This window comes from Kaistia nematophila (assembly GCF_026343855.1).
Lineage (GTDB): Bacteria > Pseudomonadota > Alphaproteobacteria > Rhizobiales > Kaistiaceae > Kaistia > Kaistia nematophila.
Genome location: NZ_JAPKNK010000001.1, coordinates 383,319 through 402,624, shown reverse-complemented (window position 1 = coordinate 402,624; position 19,306 = coordinate 383,319). Strand labels below are relative to the sequence as shown.

The window sequence follows — 19,306 nt, the reverse complement described above, 5'->3', positions numbered from 1 at the left end:
ATGAAAGCCTTGAAGACCCTTGCGGCCGCCACCGCGCTCCTCGCCTCGCTCGGCGCGGCGCACGCGGCCGATGTCGTCGTCTCGTCGAAGATCGATACCGAGGGCACGCTGCTCGGCAACGTCATCGCCCAGGTGCTCGAGGCCAACGGGATCACGGTCGAGGACCGCATCTCGCTCGGCGGCACGCCGGTCGTGCGCAAGGCGATCACCGCCGGCGAGATCGACATCTACCCGGAATATACGGGTAACGCGGCCTTCTTCTTCAACAAGGCGGACGACCCGCTCTGGAAGGACGCCGCCAAGGGCTACGAGACGGCGAAGACGCTCGACTATGACGCCAACAAGATCGTCTGGCTTTCGCCCTCGCCCGCCAACAACACCTGGGCGATCGGTCTTCGCGGCGACGTAGCGAGTGCCAACAGCCTGAAATCGCTCAGCGATTTCGGCAAGTGGGTGACAGGTGGCGGCAAGGTGAAGCTGGCCGGCTCGGCCGAGTTCGTAAATTCCGCCGCGGCGCTTCCCGCCTTCCAGACCGCCTATGGCTTCGCGCTGAAGCCCGAGCAGCTGCTGGTCCTCTCCGGCGGCGACACCTCGGCGACGATCAAGGCGGCGGCCGAGCAGACCGACGGCGTCAACGCCGCCATGGTCTATGGCACGGATGGCGCGATCCAGGCGGCCGGCCTCGTCGTGCTCGACGACGACAAGTCGGTGCAGCCGGTCTATGCCCCGGCGCCGATCATCCGCGAGGAAGTGCTGAAGAAGTTCCCGAAGATCGAGGAAGCGCTGAAGCCGGTGTTCGCCGCGCTCGATCTGAAGACGTTGCAGGAGCTGAACGGCCGCATCCAGGTCGGCGGCGAGCCGGCCAAGGACGTCGCCAAGGCGTTCCTGACCCAGAAGGGCTTCGTGAAGTAGCGCCCGGGCGCCGAAACCCGCTTCACGTGAAACCCGGACGGCGTCGAAACCACGCCGTCCGGCGGCTGTTAACAGCATGCTCGCCTGTTAGCCCCGCGTTAACCTTGCGGTACGCCGAATTGCCCTTAAGCTCTTCGGCAACGAGAGGGAGCCATCCGGCGTGACGGAAGCGAGCCAGACCGCAGCCCAGCCCCTGACCGCGCGCCTCGACCGCGTCGGCGTCGTCGTTGCTGTTATCGCCGTGCTCGGCATGGACTGGCAGCCCTTCGCGACCCTGAAACCCAATCGCCTCATCTCCGGCCAGGGCCTCAGCCTGTCCGCCTCGCTGCCGACACTGTGGGCGGCGATCGGGATCGGCGTGCTGTCGATCGCCACCATCGTCGCCGTTCTCCGGACCGGGGCGCTGCTCCGGCTCGCCACCGGCATCGGGTCGCTGCTGCTGCTCGCCATCCTGATCGGCATCGTGCCGGCGACCGTCGTGCCGCCCGAAAACACCTATGCCCGCGTCTCGCCGGCTTCCGGCTTCTGGCTGATGGCCTTCGCCTTCGACGTGCTCACCACCGACGCCATCGCCAAGCTCCGGCTCGGGCCGCTGGCGCGGCTCGCCATGCTCGCCGGCGCCGTGGTGGCGGTGGCGGTCATTCTCGGCTCCGGCCACTGGGACGGGCTGTCGATCCTGAAGGAATACGCCACCAATTCGCAGAAGTTCTGGCGCGAGGGGGCGAAACACATCGAACTGGCGCTGGGTTCGCTCGCCGCCGCCGTCGTCATCGGCCTGCCGCTCGGCGTCGCCTGCCACCGCAACGCGACGCTGCGCGGCATCACGCTTCCCGTCCTCAACATCATCCAGACCGTGCCGTCGATGGCGATGTACGGGCTGATGATCGTCCCGCTCGGCCTGCTCGCCGCCTGGTCGCCTCTCGCCGCCTCGCTCGGCATCCGCGGCATCGGCACGGCGCCGGCGCTGATCGCGCTGTTCCTCTATTCGCTGCTGCCGGTCGTCGCCAACACCGTCGTCGGGCTCGGCGAGGTGCGCCGCTCGGTGGTCGAGGCGGCCGAGGGCATGGGCATGACCCGCCACCAGCGCCTGTTCCAGGTCGAGCTGCCGCTGGCGCTGCCGGTCATCCTCACCGGCATCCGCATCGTGCTGGTGCAGAACATCGGCCTCGTCACCATCGCGGCCCTGATCGGCGGCGGCGGCTTCGGCACCTTCGTCTTCCAGGGCATCGGCCAGGCCGCCACCGACCTCGTGCTGCTCGGCGCGGTTCCCACCATCGCGCTCGCCTTCACCGCCGCCGTCCTGCTCGACGCGGCCATCGAGCTTTCCGAAAGGCGCCGGCTTTGATCGAACTCGAACATGTCAGCCGCCGCTTCGGCGACCAGATCGCCGTCGACGACGTCTCGCTCTCGGTCGAACGCGGCACCATCACGGTGATCGTCGGCACGTCGGGCTCCGGCAAGTCGACGACGCTCCGCATGATCAACCGGCTGATCGAGCCTTCCGCCGGCACGATCCTGATCGACGGCAAGGACACCGCCGCTGTCTCCGGCGAGGAGCTCCGGCGCGGCATCGGCTATGTCATCCAGGGCAACGGCCTGTTCCCGCACTGGACGGTCGCCCGCAACATCGCCACCGTGCCGACGCTGCTCGGCTGGGATTCCGCCCGCATAGCCAGGCGCGTCGACGAGCTGTTGACCCTCTTCAGCATGAAGCCGGCCGATTTCCGCGAGAAATTCCCGCATCAGCTCTCCGGCGGCGAACAGCAGCGCGTCGGCGTCGCCCGCGCGCTCGCCGCCGAGCCCGGCCTGTTGCTGATGGACGAGCCGTTCGGCGCGCTCGACCCGATCATCCGCGCCAAGGCGCAGGAGGATCTCCTCGCGGTCCAGCAGCGGCTCGGCATCACCGTCGTGCTCGTCACCCACGACATGGAGGAAGCGATCCATCTCGGCGACCGGATCGCCGTGATGGACAAGGGCAAGCTGCTGCAATACGCGACGCCGACCGAGATCCTCGCCCGGCCGGCGCCCGGCTTCGTCGCCCGGCTGGTCGATGGCGTCGACCGGCCGTTCCGGCTGCTTTCGCTCGCGCCGGTCTCGCAGATCGTCGAGCCCGGCACGGCGGAGGGGCCGCCCATCCTCGAAACCGCGACCCTGCGCGACGCGCTTTCCGAGCTGCTCTGGCAGCAGCGCGACGCCCTCCCCGTCACCGCCAGCGACGGCAGCGCCCGCGGCCGGATCTCGCTCGCCGCGCTGATCGCGCATGCCGGCGGCCCGACCGGCGGCCTGCCGGCAAGCGGTCCGGCAGCGAGCAGTCCGAGATGAGGCGGTTCGTCGGCCCGCTCGCCCGCCTCGCGGCGCTGGCGCTGCTCCTCGCGCTCGTGCTTCGGCCCGAATGGTTCGAGCCGATCCTGAAGCCGTTCACCGAGAACAACGCGCCGGTGATCTACACCCAGTCGAGCCTGCTCAGCCTGACGCTCGCCCATCTCGCGCTCGTCGCGGTGGCGAGCGTGATCGGCGCCGCGCTGGCGCTCGTGATGGGGGTGTTCGTGACGCGGCCGATGAGGGCGGAGTTCCTGCCGCTGTCGAGGAGCCTGGTCAATATCGGCCAGACCTTCCCGCCCGTCGCCGTCCTGGCGCTCGCCGTGCCGGTGGTCGGCTTCGGCGTCAAGCCGACCCTTATCGCGCTCGTCCTCTACGGCCTGCTGCCGATCTTCGAGAACACGATCACCGGGCTCAAGGAAGTGCCGGAGAACATCGTCGAGGCGGGGCGCGGCATGGGCCTCAGTCCGTCGCAACAATTGTTCCGGGTCGAGCTGCCGCTGGCGCTTCCCGTGATCCTGGCCGGCATCCGCCTGTCGGTGGTGATCAACATGGGCACGGCGACGATCGGCTCGACGGTGGCGGCGAAGGGGCTCGGCGAAGTGATCATCGCGGGCCTCTTGACCTCCAACACCTCGTTCATCCTGCAGGGCGGCATCATCGTCGCGCTGCTCGCCGTGCTGATCTATGACGGGCTGGCGATCCTCGAGCAGCATGTCGCCAAGCGGACGGGGCGGCTGGCCGAAGGGTCGCTGTGACTTCAGTCACAGCGTCGGCAAACGCCCTTCACTATCGACCCCTTGGGCCGCATGCAGCGGCGTGGCCACTGGCGGGGGCGAAATGGGTCTGGAATCGAAGGTCGGCGACGGCGCCGCCGGCGCAGCGCGCCTCTCTCACAGAACGGCCTTTCCATTTCGACGGCAAAGCCGTCAACATGGCGGCAAGCCTGCGCCGTGGACGCTTCGCCCCCGCGATTCGATCCCAGCCAACCCCCCGGTGACCGCATGAGCGATTTCGATCTCGTCCTGTCCGGAACCGTCGTCACCGCCGATCGCCTGATCGAGGGCGGCTTCGTCGCCGTGCGCGACGGCAGGATCGCGATGGTCGGCCAGGGCGAAGCGCCTTCGGCGCCGGAACGGCACGAATTGGGCAAGGCCCTGATCCTGCCCGGCGCCATCGACGCGCAGGTGCATTCGCTGAGCCAGAAGGACCAGGAGGATTTCATCTGGTCGACCCGCTCGGCGGCGGCCGGCGGCGTCACCACCATCGTCGACATGCCCTATGACGAGGGCAATCTCGTCTGCTCGGCCGAGGCGGTGCGGAGGAAGGTGGCGCATGCTGGCGCGCAGGCGCGCGTCGATTTCGCGCTTTACGGCACGATCGATCCAGAGGAAGGCACGTCGCGCATCCGCGAAATGGTGGCGGCCGGCGTCGCCGCCTTCAAGTTCTCCACTTTCGGCACCGACCCGAAGCGGTTTCCCCGCATCGCGCCGGCGCTTCTGGCCGACTGCTTCGCCGCCATCGCGCCGACCGGGCTGACGGCCGGCGTCCACAACGAGATCCACGAGGCGGTCGACGCCCACATGGCGCGCGTCCGCGCCGCCGGCATCACCGACTGGCGGGCGCATGGCCTGTCGCGGCCGCCGATCACGGAACTCCTCGCCGATGTCGAGATCTTCGAGACCGGCGCTATGACCGGCTGCCCGGCGCATGTCGTTCACTCCTCGCTGGCGCGCGGGGCGGAACTCGCCGCGCGCTACCGCGCCGAGGGACACGCGGCGACGGTCGAGGTCTGTATCCACTATCTGACGCTCGACGAGGAGCACGACGTCTGCCGGCTCGGCGGCAAGGCGAAGATCAATCCGCCTATCCGGCCGCGCGCCGAGGTCGAAGCGCTGTGGCGGCAGGTGGCTGAGGGCAGCGTCACGCTGGTCTCGACTGACCATGTCTCGTGGTCGGAGGACCGCAAGACCAGGCCGGCCATGCTCGACAACGCCTCCGGCGTGCCCGGGCTAGAGGTGATGGTGCCGCTCTTCGTCAAGGGCGCGCTGGAACGCGGCATTCCGCTCACCTGGGCGGCGCGGCTGATGGCGGCGAACCCGGCGCGGCACTTCCGCATCGACCATGAAAAGGGCGCGCTGGAGGTCGGCAAGGATGCCGACATCATCGTGCTGACACCGGAGCCGCAGCTCTATGACGCGGCGGCGAGCGGGCATAATGTCGTGGGCTGGAGTCCGTATCACGGCATGACCCTCCCCTGGCGGGTGAGCGGCACGTTCCTGCGCGGAAATCCGGTCTTCGATGGCCGGAACGTCCTGGCCGAGCCCGGCTCGGGCCGTTTCGTGCGTCCCCTCGCGTCCCTGCCGATCGAGATCTGAACCTTATGCGTACCAATCTGCCCATCGACGCGACCCGGCTCTGGGACGACCTGATGGCGCTCGCCGAGATCACGGACCCCGACCGGCCGTGGACCCGGCGCGCCTTCTCCACCGTATTCCTGGAAGGCCGCGCCTATGTCGCCCGACGCATGCGCGAGGCCGGGCTGACGGTCCGGCTCGATACGGCCGGCAACATGATCGGCCGGCGCGAGGGCCGCTTCCCGGGCCACAAGGCGATCGTCCTCGGCTCGCACACCGACACCGTGCCTGACGGCGGCCGCTTCGACGGCACCGCCGGCGTGATGGCGGGCATCGCCGTGGCGCGCAGCCTGCACCGCGACGGGGTCGTGCTCGATCACCCGCTCGAGGTGATCGACTGCCTGGCCGAGGAGGTCTCGATCTTCGGGCTTTCCTGCATCGGCAGCCGCGCCATAGCGGGCCAGCTTTCGACCGAGCAGCTCAGACGCCAGGCGCCGGACAGCCACGAGATCCTGCACGACGCCATCAACCGCATGGGCGGCGACGCCGCCGATGTCGGCGCGGCGCGGCGCGACGACATCGCGGCCTATCTCGAGCTGCATATCGAGCAGGGGCCGGTGCTGCAGGACGAACGGCGCGACATCGGCATCGTCACGGCGATTTCCGGCATCACGCGACTGGAGATCGTCATCGAGGGCCAGGCCGACCACGCCGGCACGACGCCGATGCATCTGCGCCGCGACGCGCTGGTCGCCGCCGCCGCCGCCGTCACGGTGATCCGCAAGGACGCGCAGAGGCGCGCCGCCGCCGGCCACGGCCATTTCGTTGCCACCGTCGGCGAATTCCGCGTCGAGCCCAATGCCGGCAATGTCGTGCCGAGCCGGGTGACGCTGCTGGTAGACGCGCGGGCCGAGGAGCGGAGCTTCATGGAGGGCTTCGTCGCCGAGCTGCCGCCGCTGATCGAGCGGGCGATTTCCGGCTCTGGCGCCGAGATCACCAGCTTCCGCGCCATCTCCGACAATCGTCCGGCGCTCTCCGATCCGCTGCTGCTCGAGGTGCTGGAGCAGTCGACCGAGAAGTTCGGCTTCGCGGCGCGCCGGATGGCGTCCGGCGCCGGCCACGACATGGCCTGGTTCTCGCGCGTCGCGCCCTCGGCGATGATCTTCATTCCCTCGCGCGACGGACGCAGCCACACGCCGGAAGAATGGACCGAGCCGGGCGAGGTCGCCGCCGGCGCCGCCGTGCTGCACCAGGCCGTGCTCTATCTCGACAAACTGCTCGCCTGACAGAAGGAGACCGACCATGGGCCGCATCCTGACCGAGAAGGACGTCGAGCCCGCCGTGCGCGGCGGCTCGGTCTACGCGGCCGGTGGCGGCGGCTGGGCCGACCACGGCCGCATGCTCGGGCTCGCGGCGGTGCGCATCGGCCGGCCCGAACTGGTCTCGGTCGAGGAACTCGCCAAGGACGACTGGGTCGCCACCGCCGCGGCGATCGGCGCGCCGGCCGGCACCACGGCCTGGGAGATGCAGGGCGTCGACTACGTCAAGGCGGTACGGCTGCTGCAGGAGGCGATGGGCGAGCCGATCGCCGCGCTGATGGTGGGCCAGAACGGCCGCTCCTCGACGCTGAACGGCTGGCTGCCCTCGGCCATCCTCGGCACGCGGGTGCTCGACGCCGTCGGCGACATCCGCGCGCACCCGACCGGCGACATGGGCTCGATCGGGCTCGCCGCCTCGCCGGAACCGACGATCCAGACGGCGGTCGGCGGCAACCGCGCCGAGAACCGCTACATCGAGCTGGTCGTGCGCGGCGCGACGGCCAAGGTGTCGCCGGTGCTCCGGACCGCTTCCGACATGTCGGGCGGCTTCATCGCCTCGGCGCGCAACCCGGTGCGCGCCAGCTATGTGAAGAAGAACGCGGCGCTGGGCGGCATCTCGATGGCGCTGGCGCTGGGCGAGGCGATCCTCGCCGCCGAGGGCCGGCATACCGGCCACAGCAAGGGCGCCGCCGTCATCGACGCGATCTGCAGGACGACGGGCGGCCACATCGCCGTTTCCGGCCGGATCACGAAGAAGGACGTCGTCTACACCAACGCCGCCTTCGACATCGGCACCGTGGTGATCGGCAGCGGCGACCAGGCGATGACGCTGCATGTCATGAACGAATACATGGCGATCGACGACGCCGGCGGCGCCCGCCTCGCCACCTTCCCGGACGTGATCACCACGCTCGACAAGGACGGCGAGCCGCTGTCGGTCGGCCAGCTCCGTGTCGGCATGACCGTGCATGTGCTGCATGTGCCGAAGGCGATCATCCCGCTCTCGGCCGGCGTGCTCGATCCCTCCGTCTACCCGCCGGTCGAGGCGGCTATGGGCATCGAGATCGCGCGCTATGTGTTCGAGGAGACGCCGAAGAAGAAGCGGAAGGGCAGGAAGTGATGCGGAACCCCCGCTATCCCGTCACCTCGGGAACGACGCTCCGCTGCAAGGGCTGGCGGCAGGAGGGCCTGCTGCGGCTCCTGGAAAACGTACTCTCGGTCGGCGAGGACCCCGACAGCCTCGTCGTCTATGCCGCGCTCGGCAAGGCGGCGCGCAACTGGGCGGCGCATGACGCCATCGTCGAGGCGCTGACGACGATGGAGGAAGACGAGACGCTGGTGGTGCAGTCCGGCAAGCCGATCGGCCTCCTCCGCACCCAGGTGCAGGCGCCGATCGTCATCATGGCGAACTGCAACATCATCGGCCAATGGGCGAAGGCCGAATATTTCTACGAGCTGGAGAAGAAGGGCCTGATCTGCTGGGGCGGGCTCACCGCCGGCGCCTGGCAGTATATCGGCAGCCAGGGCGTCATCCAGGGCACCTACGAGATCTTCATGCGCATCGCCGAGAAGCACTTCGGCGGCGATCTCGCGGGACGCTTCATCCTGACCGCCGGGCTCGGCGGCATGGGGGGCTCGCAGCCGCTCGCCGGCCGCATGGCCAATGCCGCCATCCTCACCGTCGATGTCGACCCGGAGCGGGCGGAGAAGCGCAGGGCGATCGGCTATGTCGACGAGATCGCGCCCGACCTCGACACGGCGCTGCAGCGCATCGCGCATGCCCGCCATCACCGCGAGGCGCTGTCGGTCGCGCTCGTCGGCAACGCCGCCGAGATCTACCCCGAGATTTTTCGGCGCGGCATCGTGCCTAATATCGTCACCGACCAGACCTCGGCGCACGACCTCGTCTACGGCTATGTGCCGGCGGGCCTGCCGCTCGCCGAGGTCCGGGCGCTGCGGCAGAACGATCCGGCGAAACTGATGGCGCTGTCGCGCGCCTCGATCGTCCCGCATGTCCGCGCCATGCTCGATTTCCAGAGACATGGCTCGGTCGTGTTCGACAACGGCAACCTGATCCGCACCCAGGCGCGCGAGGCGGGCGTCGCGAACGCCTTCGACATCCCGATCTTCACCGAGGCCTATCTGCGGCCGCTGTTCGCCCGCGCCATCGGCCCGTTCCGCTGGATGGCGCTCTCCAACGATCCCGACGACATCCGCCGCATCGACGACCTCGTGCTGGAGCGGTTCCCCGACAACGCCATCGTCACCAACTGGATCCGCCTCGCCCGCGAGAACGTGCCGTTCGAAGGCCTGCCGGCGCGGATCGCCTGGCTCGGCCACGGCGCCCGCACCGAGCTGGCGCTCGCCGTCAACGACATGGTGGCATCAGGCGCCCTCTCCGGCCCGATCGCCTTTTCGCGCGACCATCTCGACGCCGGCGCTATGGCGCATCCGAACATCATGACCGAGAAGATGCGCGACGGCTCGGACGCGATCGCCGACTGGCCGCTCCTTGACGCGATGGCGCTATCCGCCTCCGGCGCCGACCTCGTCACGGTGCATTCCGGCGGCGGCGGCTATGCCGGCTACATGACCTCGGCCGGCGTGACCCTGATCGCCGACGGCCGACCGACGGCGGGCGAGCGGCTGGCGCGGGCGCTTACCAACGACACCTCGCTCGGCGTCATGCGCTATGCCGACGCCGGCTACGAGGACGCGCTCGACGAAGCGGCGGCAAAGCACATCCGCCGCTTCGACGTGCCGTCGGAGGCGGTCGAGCGGCGGGGGTGACCTTCGACGCGCGCCGGCACACGCGCCGTCGTCCTCTCCACCCTCGCCGTCATCCCGGGCTTGACCCGGGATTCATGCAGCCGTGTTTTCACAGGACGAGACCCCCGTTGCCTCGAAAGATGGATCCCTGCTTTCGCAGGGATGACGCCTGAGTCCGGGGAGATGGCAGAGCGGACTTGCCGAGCCCTACCCGTGCGGACGGGAGAAGATGTCGGCCAGCATGGCGACGAAGCGCTTCGGGTTGGCGTCGAAGGCGACGTCGGCGTTCGGCGCGCGGTTTCCCCGGAAATGCGTGTCGATGACGGTGCGGCCGACGGTCAGCGCGCCGCCGGTCTCGACGTCGACATGCAGGTGCCGCGTCGTCAGGATCTCGCGGTCGACGAGATAGGCGACGCAGACGGCGTCATGCACCGGCGCGGTGCCGAGCACGTCCATCTTCTGGGCGATGTCGTGCATCTCGATACGGAAGCGGACGATGTCAGAGGTCGCCTGCGCGGCCGGGGTGCCGAGCATGGCGAGATGGTCGCAATCGGCATAGGACACCAGCGCCCGGTGCGTCGCGTCGAGCGTCACCAGCGTCACCTTCTCGAAGCCGGCATTGAAGACGCGCGCCGCCGCTTCCGGATCGGCCCAGATGTTGAACTCGGCCGACGGCGTCATGTTGCCGATCTCGTGGCCGCCGCCCATGATGATCAGCTCCGGCACGCGGCTGGCGAAATCCGGATCGGCGGCGAGCGCCGCCGCGATGTTGGTGAGCGGGCCGACCGGCATCAGCACGATCGGATCGGTGGCATTGCGATAGGTCTCGACCAGATAGTCGACGGCGCCCTTGTCGGCCTTCCTCGACTTCGCCGCCGGCACGGGCAGCGTCTCGACATGGAACTTCGACGCCTGATCGGTGACGCCGCGCGCGACCGGGAAATTGTCGCGCACCAAGGGACGGTTCGAGCCCTCGTAGACAGGGATGTCGGAACGGCCGATATGGTCGAGCACGCGCAGCGTGTTGTCGGTGCAGAACTTCACCTCGACATTGCCGTTGACCGTGGTGACGCCGATCAGCTCGATCTCCGGGTGCAGCGCCGCCAGCATGATGGCGACCGCGTCGTCGGTTCCGGTATCGACATCGAGAATGAGCTTCTGGGCCACGCGCGGCTCTCCATGGGCAGGAACAACAGGAAGGCGGGAAATTCCCGGCGCCGGCCGAACCGTCGTCGGCGGGCTGGGCCGGCGGACGTTAGGGGCGCGCGCCTCGAAGCGTCAAGCGCGAGTTCGACGCCCGGCCGGGTCCCACCGATCGCCCGGGGCGGAACCGGCGCGGCGGCCGCGGGTTTACCGGAGGGCGGGCCGCGGGCGCGGCGCCACCCGCCGCGCATTCCGCCGCTTTCGGCGCGCAACCTGCCGGCGGCACCCGCTATGGTGTTGCTTTGGCAATGATTTCCACGCCAATCTCCGCTCCAGCCTATTCGAACGGGAGTCCCCCATGTTTCCGACGCCGGTACCCAAGCTCGTCCCCAACACCTACGACTTCGAATCGAAGCCGATGGTGAAGCCGACGGGCTTCCGGGAGTACGACGCGCGCTGGCTGTTCGGGGACGAGATCAACCTGATGGGCGTGCAGGCGCTCGGCATGGGCCTCGGCACGCTGCTCGGCGAGCTCGGCGTCGCGCGCGAGCTCGTCACCGGCCACGACTTCCGCTCCTATTCGGCATCGATCAAGCAGGCGCTCGTCAACGGCCTGATGGCGGCGGGCGTCAAGGTGCACGACATCGGCCTCGCCGTGACGCCGATGGCCTATTTCGCCCAGTTCGACCTCGACGTGCCGGCCGTCGCCATGGTCACCGCCTCGCACAACGAGAATGGCTGGACCGGCGTCAAGATGGGCGCGGCGCGGCCGCTGACCTTCGGCCCCGACGAGATGAGCCGGCTGAAGGAGATCGTGCTCACGGCCGCCTTCGACCTCTCCGGCGGCGGCTCCTATGTCTTCCACGAGAACTTCCCGGCCCGCTATCTCGCCGACATCACCAACCGGCCGAAGCTCAAGCACCCGATCAAGGTGATCGCCGCCTGCGGCAACGGCACGGCCGGCGCCTTCGCGCCCCGGGCGCTGGAGATGATCGGCGCCGAGGTCATCCCGATGGATGCCGAGCTCGACTACACCTTCCCGCGCTACAATCCGAACCCCGAAGACATGAAGATGCTGCACGCGATCCGCGACGCGGTGCTCGAGCATGGCGCGGCGGTCGGCCTCGGCTTCGACGGCGACGGCGACCGCTGCGGCGTCGTCGACAACGAGGGCGAGGAGATCTTCGCCGACAAGGTCGGCGTGATGCTGGCGCGCGACCTGTCGGCGCTGCACCCGAATTCGACCTTCGTCGTCGATGTCAAGTCGACCGGCCTGTTCGCCACCGATCCAGTGCTGATCGCCAATGGCGCCAAGGCCGATTACTGGAAGACCGGCCACTCCTACCTGAAGCGCCGGGTGCACGCCCTGAACGCGCTGGCCGGCTTCGAGAAATCCGGCCACTATTTCTTCAACAAGCCGATCGGCCGCGGCTATGACGACGGCCTTGTCTCCGCCTTCGCCATCCTCGACATGCTCGACCGCAACCCCGGCAAGAGCATGGCCGAGCTGAAGAACGCGCTGCCCAAGACCTGGGGCTCGCCGACCATGTCGCCGCATTGCGACGACGAGAAGAAATACAGCGTCATCGACAGGGTGGTGAAGCGCTTCGAGGAGAAGAAGGCGAAGGGCGAGCTGGTCGCCGGCCAGAAGATCATCGACCTCGTCACCGTCAACGGCGTGCGCGTCGTCAACGAGGACGGCACCTGGGGCCTCGTGCGCGCCTCGTCGAACAAGCCGGAGCTGGTCGTCGTGGTCGAGAGCCCGGTCTCGGAAGCGCGCATGCGCGAGATGTTCAAATCGGTCGACGAAACGCTTCGCGAGAATCCGGAAGTCGGCGCCTACAACCAGACGATCTGATCTTTTGATCCCAATAAGCCCGCGGCCGGCACGCCGGTCCGGGCCGATAATAAACGCAGAGAAAAACACCCAACGGAGAGAATGCCCATGACTTCCCGCACCTTCGGCACGATGCCGGATGGCACCCCCGTCAAGTCCGTCACCATTTCGAACGGCGACCTGACGGCCACGATCCTGACCTTCGGCGCCGTCATCCAGGACATCCGGCTTGCCGGCGTGCCGCATCCTCTGGTGCTCGGCTACGACAACATCGAGGCCTATCGGCGCAACCGCACCTATTTCGGCGCGATCGCCGGCCGCTTCGCCAACCGCATCGCCGAGGGCCGCTTCTCGATCGACGGCCAGGACTACCAGGTGTCGCAGAACGAGGCGCCGAACCACCTGCATGGCGGCTTCGACGGCTTCGGCACCCGCGTCTGGACGCTGCTGCGCTCCAGCCCGTCCAGCGTGACGCTCGGCATCACCAGCGCCGACGGCGAGGAAGGCTATCCCGGCAAGGTCGAGGTCGAGCTGACCTATTCGATCGAGGCGCCCGGCACGCTGAAGACCGAAATTTCCGCCACCACCGACAAGCCGACGCTGGTGAACCTGGCGCAGCACAGCTATTTCAACCTCGACGGCGCCGGCACCATCCGCGACCATGTGCTGACGATCCCGGCCGAGACCTACCTGCCGATCGACGCCGGCAAGATCCCGACCGGCGAGTTCCGCCCCGTCGCCGGCACCGAATACGACTTCCGCAACGGCCGGCGCTTCGGCGAGGGCCATGACGGCGTCGTCGAGAGCTACGACCACAACATGGTGGTCCGGCGCGAGAAGGTATCGACGCCGCAGCCGATCGCCGTGCTCGCCTCGTCGAAGAGCGGCGTCGCGCTGGAAGTCACCTCGACCGAGCCCGGCGTGCAGTTCTATGGCGGCCAGATGGTGGCCTCGAAGGACAAGGGCATCAACGGCGAGGTCTATGGCGCCAATGCCGGCCTCTGCCTGGAGGCGCAGCTCTTCCCCGACGCGCCGAACCAGAAGGATTTCCCGAGCGCGGTGCTCCGCCCCGGCGAGACCTACCACCAGGAAACCCTGTTCCGCTTCAGCCGCACGGGCTGAGGACAACACATCCCGTCCCCTCCCTCACGCGGGAGGGGACACATCCACGGTCCCCACCCTCGCCGTCATCCCGGGCCTGACCCGGGATCCATCCAGCCGGGTTTCGGGACAAGCGAGCCTCCCCATGCTTCGGCGGCATGGATCCCCGCCTGCGCGGGGATGACGCAGGGGGCGCGCTTCGCGGAACCGCTCCAAACACGCGATTTTTCTTCCCTTCCGCAGCGGCGCGGCCCATTCTGACGTGCTCTCGCAGTCCGGTTCGCTGGAGCATCATGACGACGATCAACCGTTCGACGCATATCCGTCTCACCTCGCATCCAGGCGCCCAGGCGCCGGTCCGCTTTCCGATCCGCTGGGGAAATGCCGATCCGCTGAAGCGCGGCCCCGTCATCGGCACCGTGTCGAACCCGGCCGACCGCAACACCGTCGGCACGCATGGCGGCTCCTATTCGCTCTATCGCGCGCTCGCCGTCTCCTCCGGCGCGCTCAACCCGATCCAGCGGCCCGATTTCCGCAACACCGCGCCGGTCACGCCGATCGGGCCGCATCCGCAATGGTCGGAGCCCGGCAGGATCGTCTCGCTCGACCCGTTCGGCCATCTCGCCGCGCAGATCTTCGCCGACCGCATCGCCGAGGGCGTCGACATCCGCCCGACCATCGCCATCACCAAAGCGCGGCTCACCATGATCGAGCTGCACGAGGCGATTCGGCTGAAGCGGCTGCCGATCGACGGCGCCATCGTGCACGACAATGGCGACGTCGCCGTCACCAAGGCGGCGATCGACCCGGTCTGGCACCTGCCGGGCATCGCCGGACGCTTCGGCGTCAGCGAGGAGCAGTTGCGCCGCACCCTGTTCGAGCAGACCGGCGGCATGTATCCCGAGCTCGTCACCCGGCCCGACCTCGAGGTCTTCCTGCCGCCGATCGGCGGCATGACGCTCTACATCTTCGGCGATCCGGCCGCGCTGGCCGATCCGGCGCGCCGCCTCGCCTGCCGCGTGCACGACGAATGCAACGGCTCCGACGTGTTCGGCTCCGACATCTGCACCTGCCGGCCCTATCTCGTGCACGGCATCGAGGAGGCGGTGAAGGAGGCGCAGGCGGGCGGCGTCGGCCTGATCGTCTACAACCGCAAGGAAGGCCGCGCGCTCGGCGAAGTGACGAAGTTCCTCGTCTACAACGCCCGCAAGCGGCAGGAGGGCGGCGACCAGGCCGCCACCTATTTCGAGCGGACCGAATGCGTCGCCGGCGTGCAGGACGCGCGCTTCCAGCAATTGATGCCCGATGTGCTGCACTGGCTGGGGATCACCAAGATCGATCGCTTCGTCTCGATGTCGGACATGAAGTTCGACGCCATCACCGGCTCCGGCATCGCGATCGGCGAACGGGTGCCGATCCCGGACGAACTGATCCCGATCGATGCGCGCGTCGAGATGGAGGCGAAGAAGGCGGCCGGCTATTTCACCGCCGACGCGCCGCCGACGGCTGACGAGCTCGCCCACACCATCGGCCGCTCGCTGGAGAAATACTGAGGGCGGGCCGCAAACGGTCCCCTCCCCCTTGCGGGGAGGAGACCTCCGGAGACGGCATCCAGCGGTCGGGACGGACGCAACTCTTGCCTCCGCCTCGAGGGATAGGTCGGGGCGACGCTCCGGGCGAGGGTTTACGCCCTCTTCGGAAACGCCGTACACCTTGTCCCTGTCCGACCTCTCGTCCTGCCGGAGCATCCCTTGGCCTCGATCCCCTCCCTCCTCACCGCCGCCGCCGTGCGCGAGCGCGCCAACCGGCTGCTCGAACTCGGCGTCGCCGGCAAGCTCGACCATTTCGCCGTCGACCTCGACCGGCTGCCGACGGTGGCGGACTTCGTGATCGATACGGCGCGCGAAAGCTATCCGGACCTCGACATTCCGTTCCATTCCCGCTGGCGTCATTTCGAGGCCGGACGGATCGACCGCTTCGGCGGGCTGATCGACGCGGCCGGCATCACCGATCCCATCCGCTTCGGCCGCACCGCCTATGACCTCGCCATCGTCAGCGTGCTGCTCGATGCCGGCGCCGGACCGGACTGGCGCTACCACGAGGCGGCGACCGGCGAGACCTATTCACGCTCGGAAGGGCTGGGGGTCGCCAGCTTCGCCATGTTCGCCTCGGGCCTGTTCTCGCAGGATCCGGCCGACCCGCTGCGCGCCGACGCGGCGGCGCTCGCCGTGCTCGACGCGGCCGATCTCGCCGAGGGCTTCCAGGTCACGGCCGAGAACCCGATGGTCGGGCTCGACGGCCGGGCCAGGCTGCTGAACGCGCTCGGCCGGGTGGTCGCGGACCGGCCCGACCTCTTCGGCACCGGCGAGGCGCGGCCGGGCGGCCTGTTCGACGCCGTGCTCGCCACCGCCGACGCCGACGGCCGCGTGTCGGCGCCCAGAATCCTCGAACTGGTGCTGGAGGCGTTCGGGCCGATCTGGCCGGGCCGGCTGCTGCGCGACGGCGTGGCGCTCGGCGACACCTTCGAGCACCGCAAGCTTGTCACCGACGACGCCACCGCCGGTCTGATGCCGTTCCACAAGCTGTCGCAGTGGCTGACCTATTCGCTGATCGAACCGCTGATCTGGACCGGCGTCGAGGTGATCGACCTCGACGGACTGACTGGCCTGCCGGAATACCGCAATGGCGGGTTGTTCCTCGATTTAGGCGTGCTGGTGCCGAAGGATGCGTCCGCCGTCAAGCGGCGCTGGAAGGCGGGCGACGAGTTCATCGTCGAATGGCGCGCGCTAACCGTGGCGCTGCTCGACCGCACCGCGCGGCTGATCCGCGACAAGCTGGGGCTGGATGCCGATTCGTTGCCGCTGGCGAAGGTGCTGGAGGGCGGCACCTGGTCGGCCGGCCGCCGCATCGCCCGCGAAAAGCGCGCCGACGGCGTCCCGCCGCTCACGATCGAAAGCGACGGGACGGTGTTTTAGGGATCGGATTGGTTGCTTCACCTCTCCCACGGGGAGAGGTCGACGGCCGGAGGCCGGCGGGTGAGGGGTTCAGCCCTCACCGGAGAGATCGCAACCCCTCACCCGGAGCTTCGCTCCGACCTCTCCCCATGGGAGAGGTGGCGAGGGGGCGGCCGATCAGGAACAGCCTCAGCCCTTCTTGCCCGGCTGCAGCAGATAGACCCAGGCGAGCAGGATCGGGCCGATGGTGAGCGCGACGTCGGCGAGGTTGAAGACGAAGAAGCCGCGCTCGTTCCAGTGCAGGAACAGGAAATCGATGACGTGGCCGTGCCAGACGCGGTCGATCAGGTTGCCGAGCGCGCCGCCGACGATCAGCGCGAAACCGGTGGCGGCGATCCGGCCGCCCTCGGTCGAGCCGCGCCAGACATAGATCACGACCGCCGTCACCACCGCCGTCAGGGCGATCAGGATCAGGCTGTCGGCGCTGTTGCCGAGCGAAAACGCGATGCCGGTGTTGTTGACGCGATAGAGCGCCAGCAGGGACGGGATCAGCTCGATGCCCTGCTGGTAGACCAGATTGGCGTCGGCGATCCATTTCGACAACTGGTCGACGACAACGGTCAGCCCCACGATGGCGAGGCCGAGCGCCGAGAGCGGGCCGGGAATGCGGGTGGCGGCGGGGGCGGCCTCGGTGTCCGTCTCTGGCGTCATCGCGTCCAAGCCTTCATCGTCGTCCTGCCTGTTGTCAGAGCTTCAGCTTGTCGCGGCGGATCTCGTAGAGCATCACGCCGGTGGCGATCGCCAGGTTGAGCGAATCCGCCCTGCCCGCCTGCGGGATCTTGACCAGGTGATCGCAGAGCGCGGCGAGGTCGTCGGGCAGGCCCGACTGCTCGTTGCCCATGAACAGCATCACCGGCCGGTCATAGTCGACGGCGCGATAGTCCGACTTGCCGGAAAGATGGGTGCCGACGACGATGCCGGGCCAGCCCTTCCGCCAGGCCTTGAACTCGTCGACGGCCATGCGGGCGAGCTTCATGTGGAAGATCGAGCCCATGGTGGCGCGCACCGCCTCGACGCCGAACGGATCGACCGTGTCGCCGACCAGGATGACGCCCTCGGCGCCGACCGCGTCCGCCGTGCGGATGATGGTGCCGAGATTACCGGGATCCTTGATGCCCTCGAGCGCAACCCAGACGCCGGCGGGGCCCGGCCGGACCTCGCTCTTCGGCGTCAGCTTCTGCTCGAACACGCCGACGACCATCTGCGGATTGTCGCGGCGGGTGATCTTAGACAGCACCGCTTCCGAGACTTCGAGCACGTCGCCGCCGCGCGCCCGCGCCGTGGTGGCGACGCGCTTGACGACGGGGTGGTCGGCGACCTTGGCGCCATAGACAAGGATCTTGATCGGCCAGTTTTCCTCGACCGCGTCGGCGACCAGCTTCATGCCCTCGGTGACGAACAGGCCGCTTTCCTTGCGGTTCTTCGGCAAAGCGAGGCCGCGAATGTCCTTGATCGTCGGATTGGTCAGGCTCGTGATGGTCCTGACCGCGCCGGGCGCGGCAATGTCGGAATGATCAGCCATCGCGGGACCACCGGGAAAAGAGCGACGTGGAAAGGAAACGGCCGCCGCCTTCCTCGCGGATCAGCAGCTCGCCGGATTCGAGCGTGCCCGGCAGGCCCGAAAGCGCCTCGGCCGAGGTCTCGTGGATCGCCATGAACGAGGCGCGGATCGAATAGGCGGAAAGGCAGAGGAACAGCGCGTCGTCGGCGAGAAGCTGGCGGCAGAGCGCCATCATCTCGGGCAGGCGCTCGAAGATGTCCCAGACCTCGCCATTCGGGCCGCGACCGAATTTCGGCGGGTCGAGGATGACGCCGTCATATTTCGAGCCGCGACGCACCTCGCGCTGCACGAACTTCATCGCGTCGTCGACGATCCAGCGCACCGGCAGGTCGGCGATCCCCGACATCTGCTGATTGTCGCGCGCCCAGCCGATCGCCTTCTTCGAGGCGTCGACATGCGTCACCTGCGCGCCCGCCATGGCGGCGACGAAGGAAGCGATGCCGGTATAGCCGAACAGGTTCAGCACCTTCGGCTGCCGCTTCGGATCGGCATATTGCGCCTCGCGGATCTTCTTGCCAAACCAGGCCCAGTGCATCTCCTGCTCGGGGAAGAAGCCGACATGTCGGAAGGCGGTGAAGCGGCCGAGGAAACGCACCTCGCCCTCGCCGACGGCGCGCGGCAGCGGCCAGGCCATCGGCCAGGTCTCGCCGATCGGCTTCCTGTATTTCCAGCGGCCGTCGGAATCCTCGTCCTTGGCGCCGGTGAAGATCGCGTCGGCGCGATCCCATTCCTCGGCGGAGAGACGCGGCGTCCACAGCGCCTGCGCCTCGGGCCGCACGATGCGGTAGGGACCATAGCGCTCGAGCTTGCGGCCATGGCCGGAATCGATCAGCGCATAGTCGGGCCAGCCCTCGGTCGTCAGCATGACCGGCCAGCGGGACGCGGGCGCTGTCGCGCCGGAGGCGGAATGGGGAATGTCGGAAGCGATCGTCATGGTCGGTTCATAGCGTTCGCCGCGGCGAAAGCCAATCTCG

General features: G+C 68.5%; 16 protein-coding genes. 12 read left to right on the top strand and 4 right to left on the bottom strand.

Annotated features, from left to right (window positions below):
* The 8 genes from osmF (at position 1) to OSH07_RS01860 (ending at position 9,697) form a co-directional block, all read left to right on the top strand.
* Entirely contained in the window at positions 1-912 is a 912-nt protein-coding gene (gene osmF / locus OSH07_RS01895; protein WP_266336903.1) for a glycine betaine ABC transporter substrate-binding protein OsmF, read from the top strand.
* A 193-nt stretch (positions 913-1,105) separates the two neighbouring features.
* On the top strand, positions 1,106-2,257 hold the full coding sequence (locus OSH07_RS01890) for an ABC transporter permease (RefSeq protein WP_266337364.1): 1,152 nt from the start codon (positions 1,106-1,108) through the stop codon (positions 2,255-2,257).
* Positions 2,254-3,234, top strand: a complete 981-nt coding sequence (locus OSH07_RS01885) for an ABC transporter ATP-binding protein (RefSeq protein ID WP_266336902.1) — start codon at positions 2,254-2,256, stop codon at positions 3,232-3,234. Before OSH07_RS01890 ends, OSH07_RS01885 begins: the two co-directional genes overlap by 4 nt.
* Positions 3,231-3,989, top strand: coding sequence for an ABC transporter permease (locus OSH07_RS01880; protein WP_266336901.1), 759 nt, complete (start codon positions 3,231-3,233; stop codon positions 3,987-3,989). The genes OSH07_RS01885 and OSH07_RS01880 overlap by 4 nt, the downstream gene beginning before the upstream one ends.
* Before the next feature lie 246 nt (positions 3,990-4,235).
* Positions 4,236-5,609: a dihydroorotase gene (locus OSH07_RS01875; RefSeq protein WP_266336900.1), complete on the top strand. Its 1,374-nt coding sequence runs from the start codon at positions 4,236-4,238 to the stop codon at positions 5,607-5,609.
* Between the two features lie 5 nt (positions 5,610-5,614).
* Positions 5,615-6,874, top strand: coding sequence for a Zn-dependent hydrolase (locus OSH07_RS01870; protein WP_266336899.1), 1,260 nt, complete (start codon positions 5,615-5,617; stop codon positions 6,872-6,874).
* A 16-nt stretch (positions 6,875-6,890) separates the two neighbouring features.
* Positions 6,891-8,027, top strand: a complete 1,137-nt coding sequence (locus OSH07_RS01865) for a DUF917 domain-containing protein (protein WP_266336898.1) — start codon at positions 6,891-6,893, stop codon at positions 8,025-8,027.
* On the top strand, positions 8,027-9,697 hold the full coding sequence (locus tag OSH07_RS01860; RefSeq protein WP_266336897.1) for a urocanate hydratase: 1,671 nt from the start codon (positions 8,027-8,029) through the stop codon (positions 9,695-9,697). The genes OSH07_RS01865 and OSH07_RS01860 overlap by 1 nt, the downstream gene beginning before the upstream one ends.
* 186 nt (positions 9,698-9,883) lie before the next feature.
* Here OSH07_RS01860 and OSH07_RS01855 read toward each other — a convergent pair whose 3' ends face one another.
* Positions 9,884-10,843: a nucleoside hydrolase gene (locus tag OSH07_RS01855; protein WP_266336896.1), complete on the bottom strand. Its 960-nt coding sequence runs from the start codon at positions 10,841-10,843 to the stop codon at positions 9,884-9,886.
* A 334-nt stretch (positions 10,844-11,177) separates the two neighbouring features.
* Between OSH07_RS01855 and OSH07_RS01850 the strand changes: the two genes are divergently transcribed.
* The 4 genes from OSH07_RS01850 to OSH07_RS01835 all read left to right on the top strand — a co-directional run bounded on the left by OSH07_RS01850 (position 11,178) and on the right by OSH07_RS01835 (position 16,732).
* A complete protein-coding gene (locus tag OSH07_RS01850) occupies positions 11,178-12,677 on the top strand; it encodes a phosphomannomutase/phosphoglucomutase (RefSeq protein WP_266336895.1) in 1,500 nt (499 codons plus the stop codon).
* A gap of 87 nt (positions 12,678-12,764) precedes the next feature.
* Entirely contained in the window at positions 12,765-13,778 is a 1,014-nt protein-coding gene (locus OSH07_RS01845; RefSeq protein WP_266336894.1) for an aldose epimerase family protein, read from the top strand.
* A 272-nt stretch (positions 13,779-14,050) separates the two neighbouring features.
* Entirely contained in the window at positions 14,051-15,310 is a 1,260-nt protein-coding gene (locus OSH07_RS01840; RefSeq protein WP_266336893.1) for a GTP cyclohydrolase II, read from the top strand.
* A gap of 198 nt (positions 15,311-15,508) precedes the next feature.
* Positions 15,509-16,732, top strand: a complete 1,224-nt coding sequence (locus OSH07_RS01835) for a URC4/urg3 family protein (protein ID WP_266336892.1) — start codon at positions 15,509-15,511, stop codon at positions 16,730-16,732.
* A gap of 168 nt (positions 16,733-16,900) precedes the next feature.
* Here OSH07_RS01835 and lspA read toward each other — a convergent pair whose 3' ends face one another.
* From lspA to OSH07_RS01820, 3 genes are read right to left on the bottom strand one after another with little or no spacing between them, the layout of a single operon-like run.
* Complete coding sequence (lspA, locus tag OSH07_RS01830) at positions 16,901-17,422, bottom strand: signal peptidase II (RefSeq protein ID WP_266336891.1); 522 nt, start codon at positions 17,420-17,422, stop codon at positions 16,901-16,903.
* 34 nt (positions 17,423-17,456) lie between these two features.
* Positions 17,457-18,293: a TrmH family RNA methyltransferase gene (locus OSH07_RS01825; RefSeq protein WP_266336890.1), complete on the bottom strand. Its 837-nt coding sequence runs from the start codon at positions 18,291-18,293 to the stop codon at positions 17,457-17,459.
* The gene (locus OSH07_RS01820; RefSeq protein WP_266336889.1) at positions 18,286-19,266 is read right to left on the bottom strand and encodes a class I SAM-dependent methyltransferase; all 981 of its coding nucleotides are present in this window, start codon (positions 19,264-19,266) and stop codon (positions 18,286-18,288) included. Before OSH07_RS01820 ends, OSH07_RS01825 begins: the two co-directional genes overlap by 8 nt.
* Positions 19,267-19,306 lie beyond the last annotated feature (40 nt).

What these genes read in the sequence shown, in the direction of transcription:
- osmF (WP_266336903.1), top strand. Translation starts at nt 1, where the DNA reads ATGAAAGCCTTGAAGACCCTTGCGGCCGCCACCGCGCTCCTCGCCTCG.
- OSH07_RS01880 (WP_266336901.1), top strand. Translation starts at nt 3,231, where the DNA reads ATGAGGCGGTTCGTCGGCCCGCTCGCCCGCCTCGCGGCGCTGGCGCTG.
- OSH07_RS01875 (WP_266336900.1), top strand. Translation starts at nt 4,236, where the DNA reads ATGAGCGATTTCGATCTCGTCCTGTCCGGAACCGTCGTCACCGCCGAT.
- OSH07_RS01870 (WP_266336899.1), top strand. Translation starts at nt 5,615, where the DNA reads ATGCGTACCAATCTGCCCATCGACGCGACCCGGCTCTGGGACGACCTG.
- OSH07_RS01865 (WP_266336898.1), top strand. Translation starts at nt 6,891, where the DNA reads ATGGGCCGCATCCTGACCGAGAAGGACGTCGAGCCCGCCGTGCGCGGC.
- OSH07_RS01860 (WP_266336897.1), top strand. Translation starts at nt 8,027, where the DNA reads ATGCGGAACCCCCGCTATCCCGTCACCTCGGGAACGACGCTCCGCTGC.
- OSH07_RS01850 (WP_266336895.1), top strand. Translation starts at nt 11,178, where the DNA reads ATGTTTCCGACGCCGGTACCCAAGCTCGTCCCCAACACCTACGACTTC.
- OSH07_RS01845 (WP_266336894.1), top strand. Translation starts at nt 12,765, where the DNA reads ATGACTTCCCGCACCTTCGGCACGATGCCGGATGGCACCCCCGTCAAG.
- OSH07_RS01840 (WP_266336893.1), top strand. Translation starts at nt 14,051, where the DNA reads ATGACGACGATCAACCGTTCGACGCATATCCGTCTCACCTCGCATCCA.
- lspA (WP_266336891.1), bottom strand. Translation starts at nt 17,422, where the DNA reads ATGACGCCAGAGACGGACACCGAGGCCGCCCCCGCCGCCACCCGCATT.
- OSH07_RS01825 (WP_266336890.1), bottom strand. Translation starts at nt 18,293, where the DNA reads ATGGCTGATCATTCCGACATTGCCGCGCCCGGCGCGGTCAGGACCATC.
- OSH07_RS01820 (WP_266336889.1), bottom strand. Translation starts at nt 19,266, where the DNA reads ATGACGATCGCTTCCGACATTCCCCATTCCGCCTCCGGCGCGACAGCG.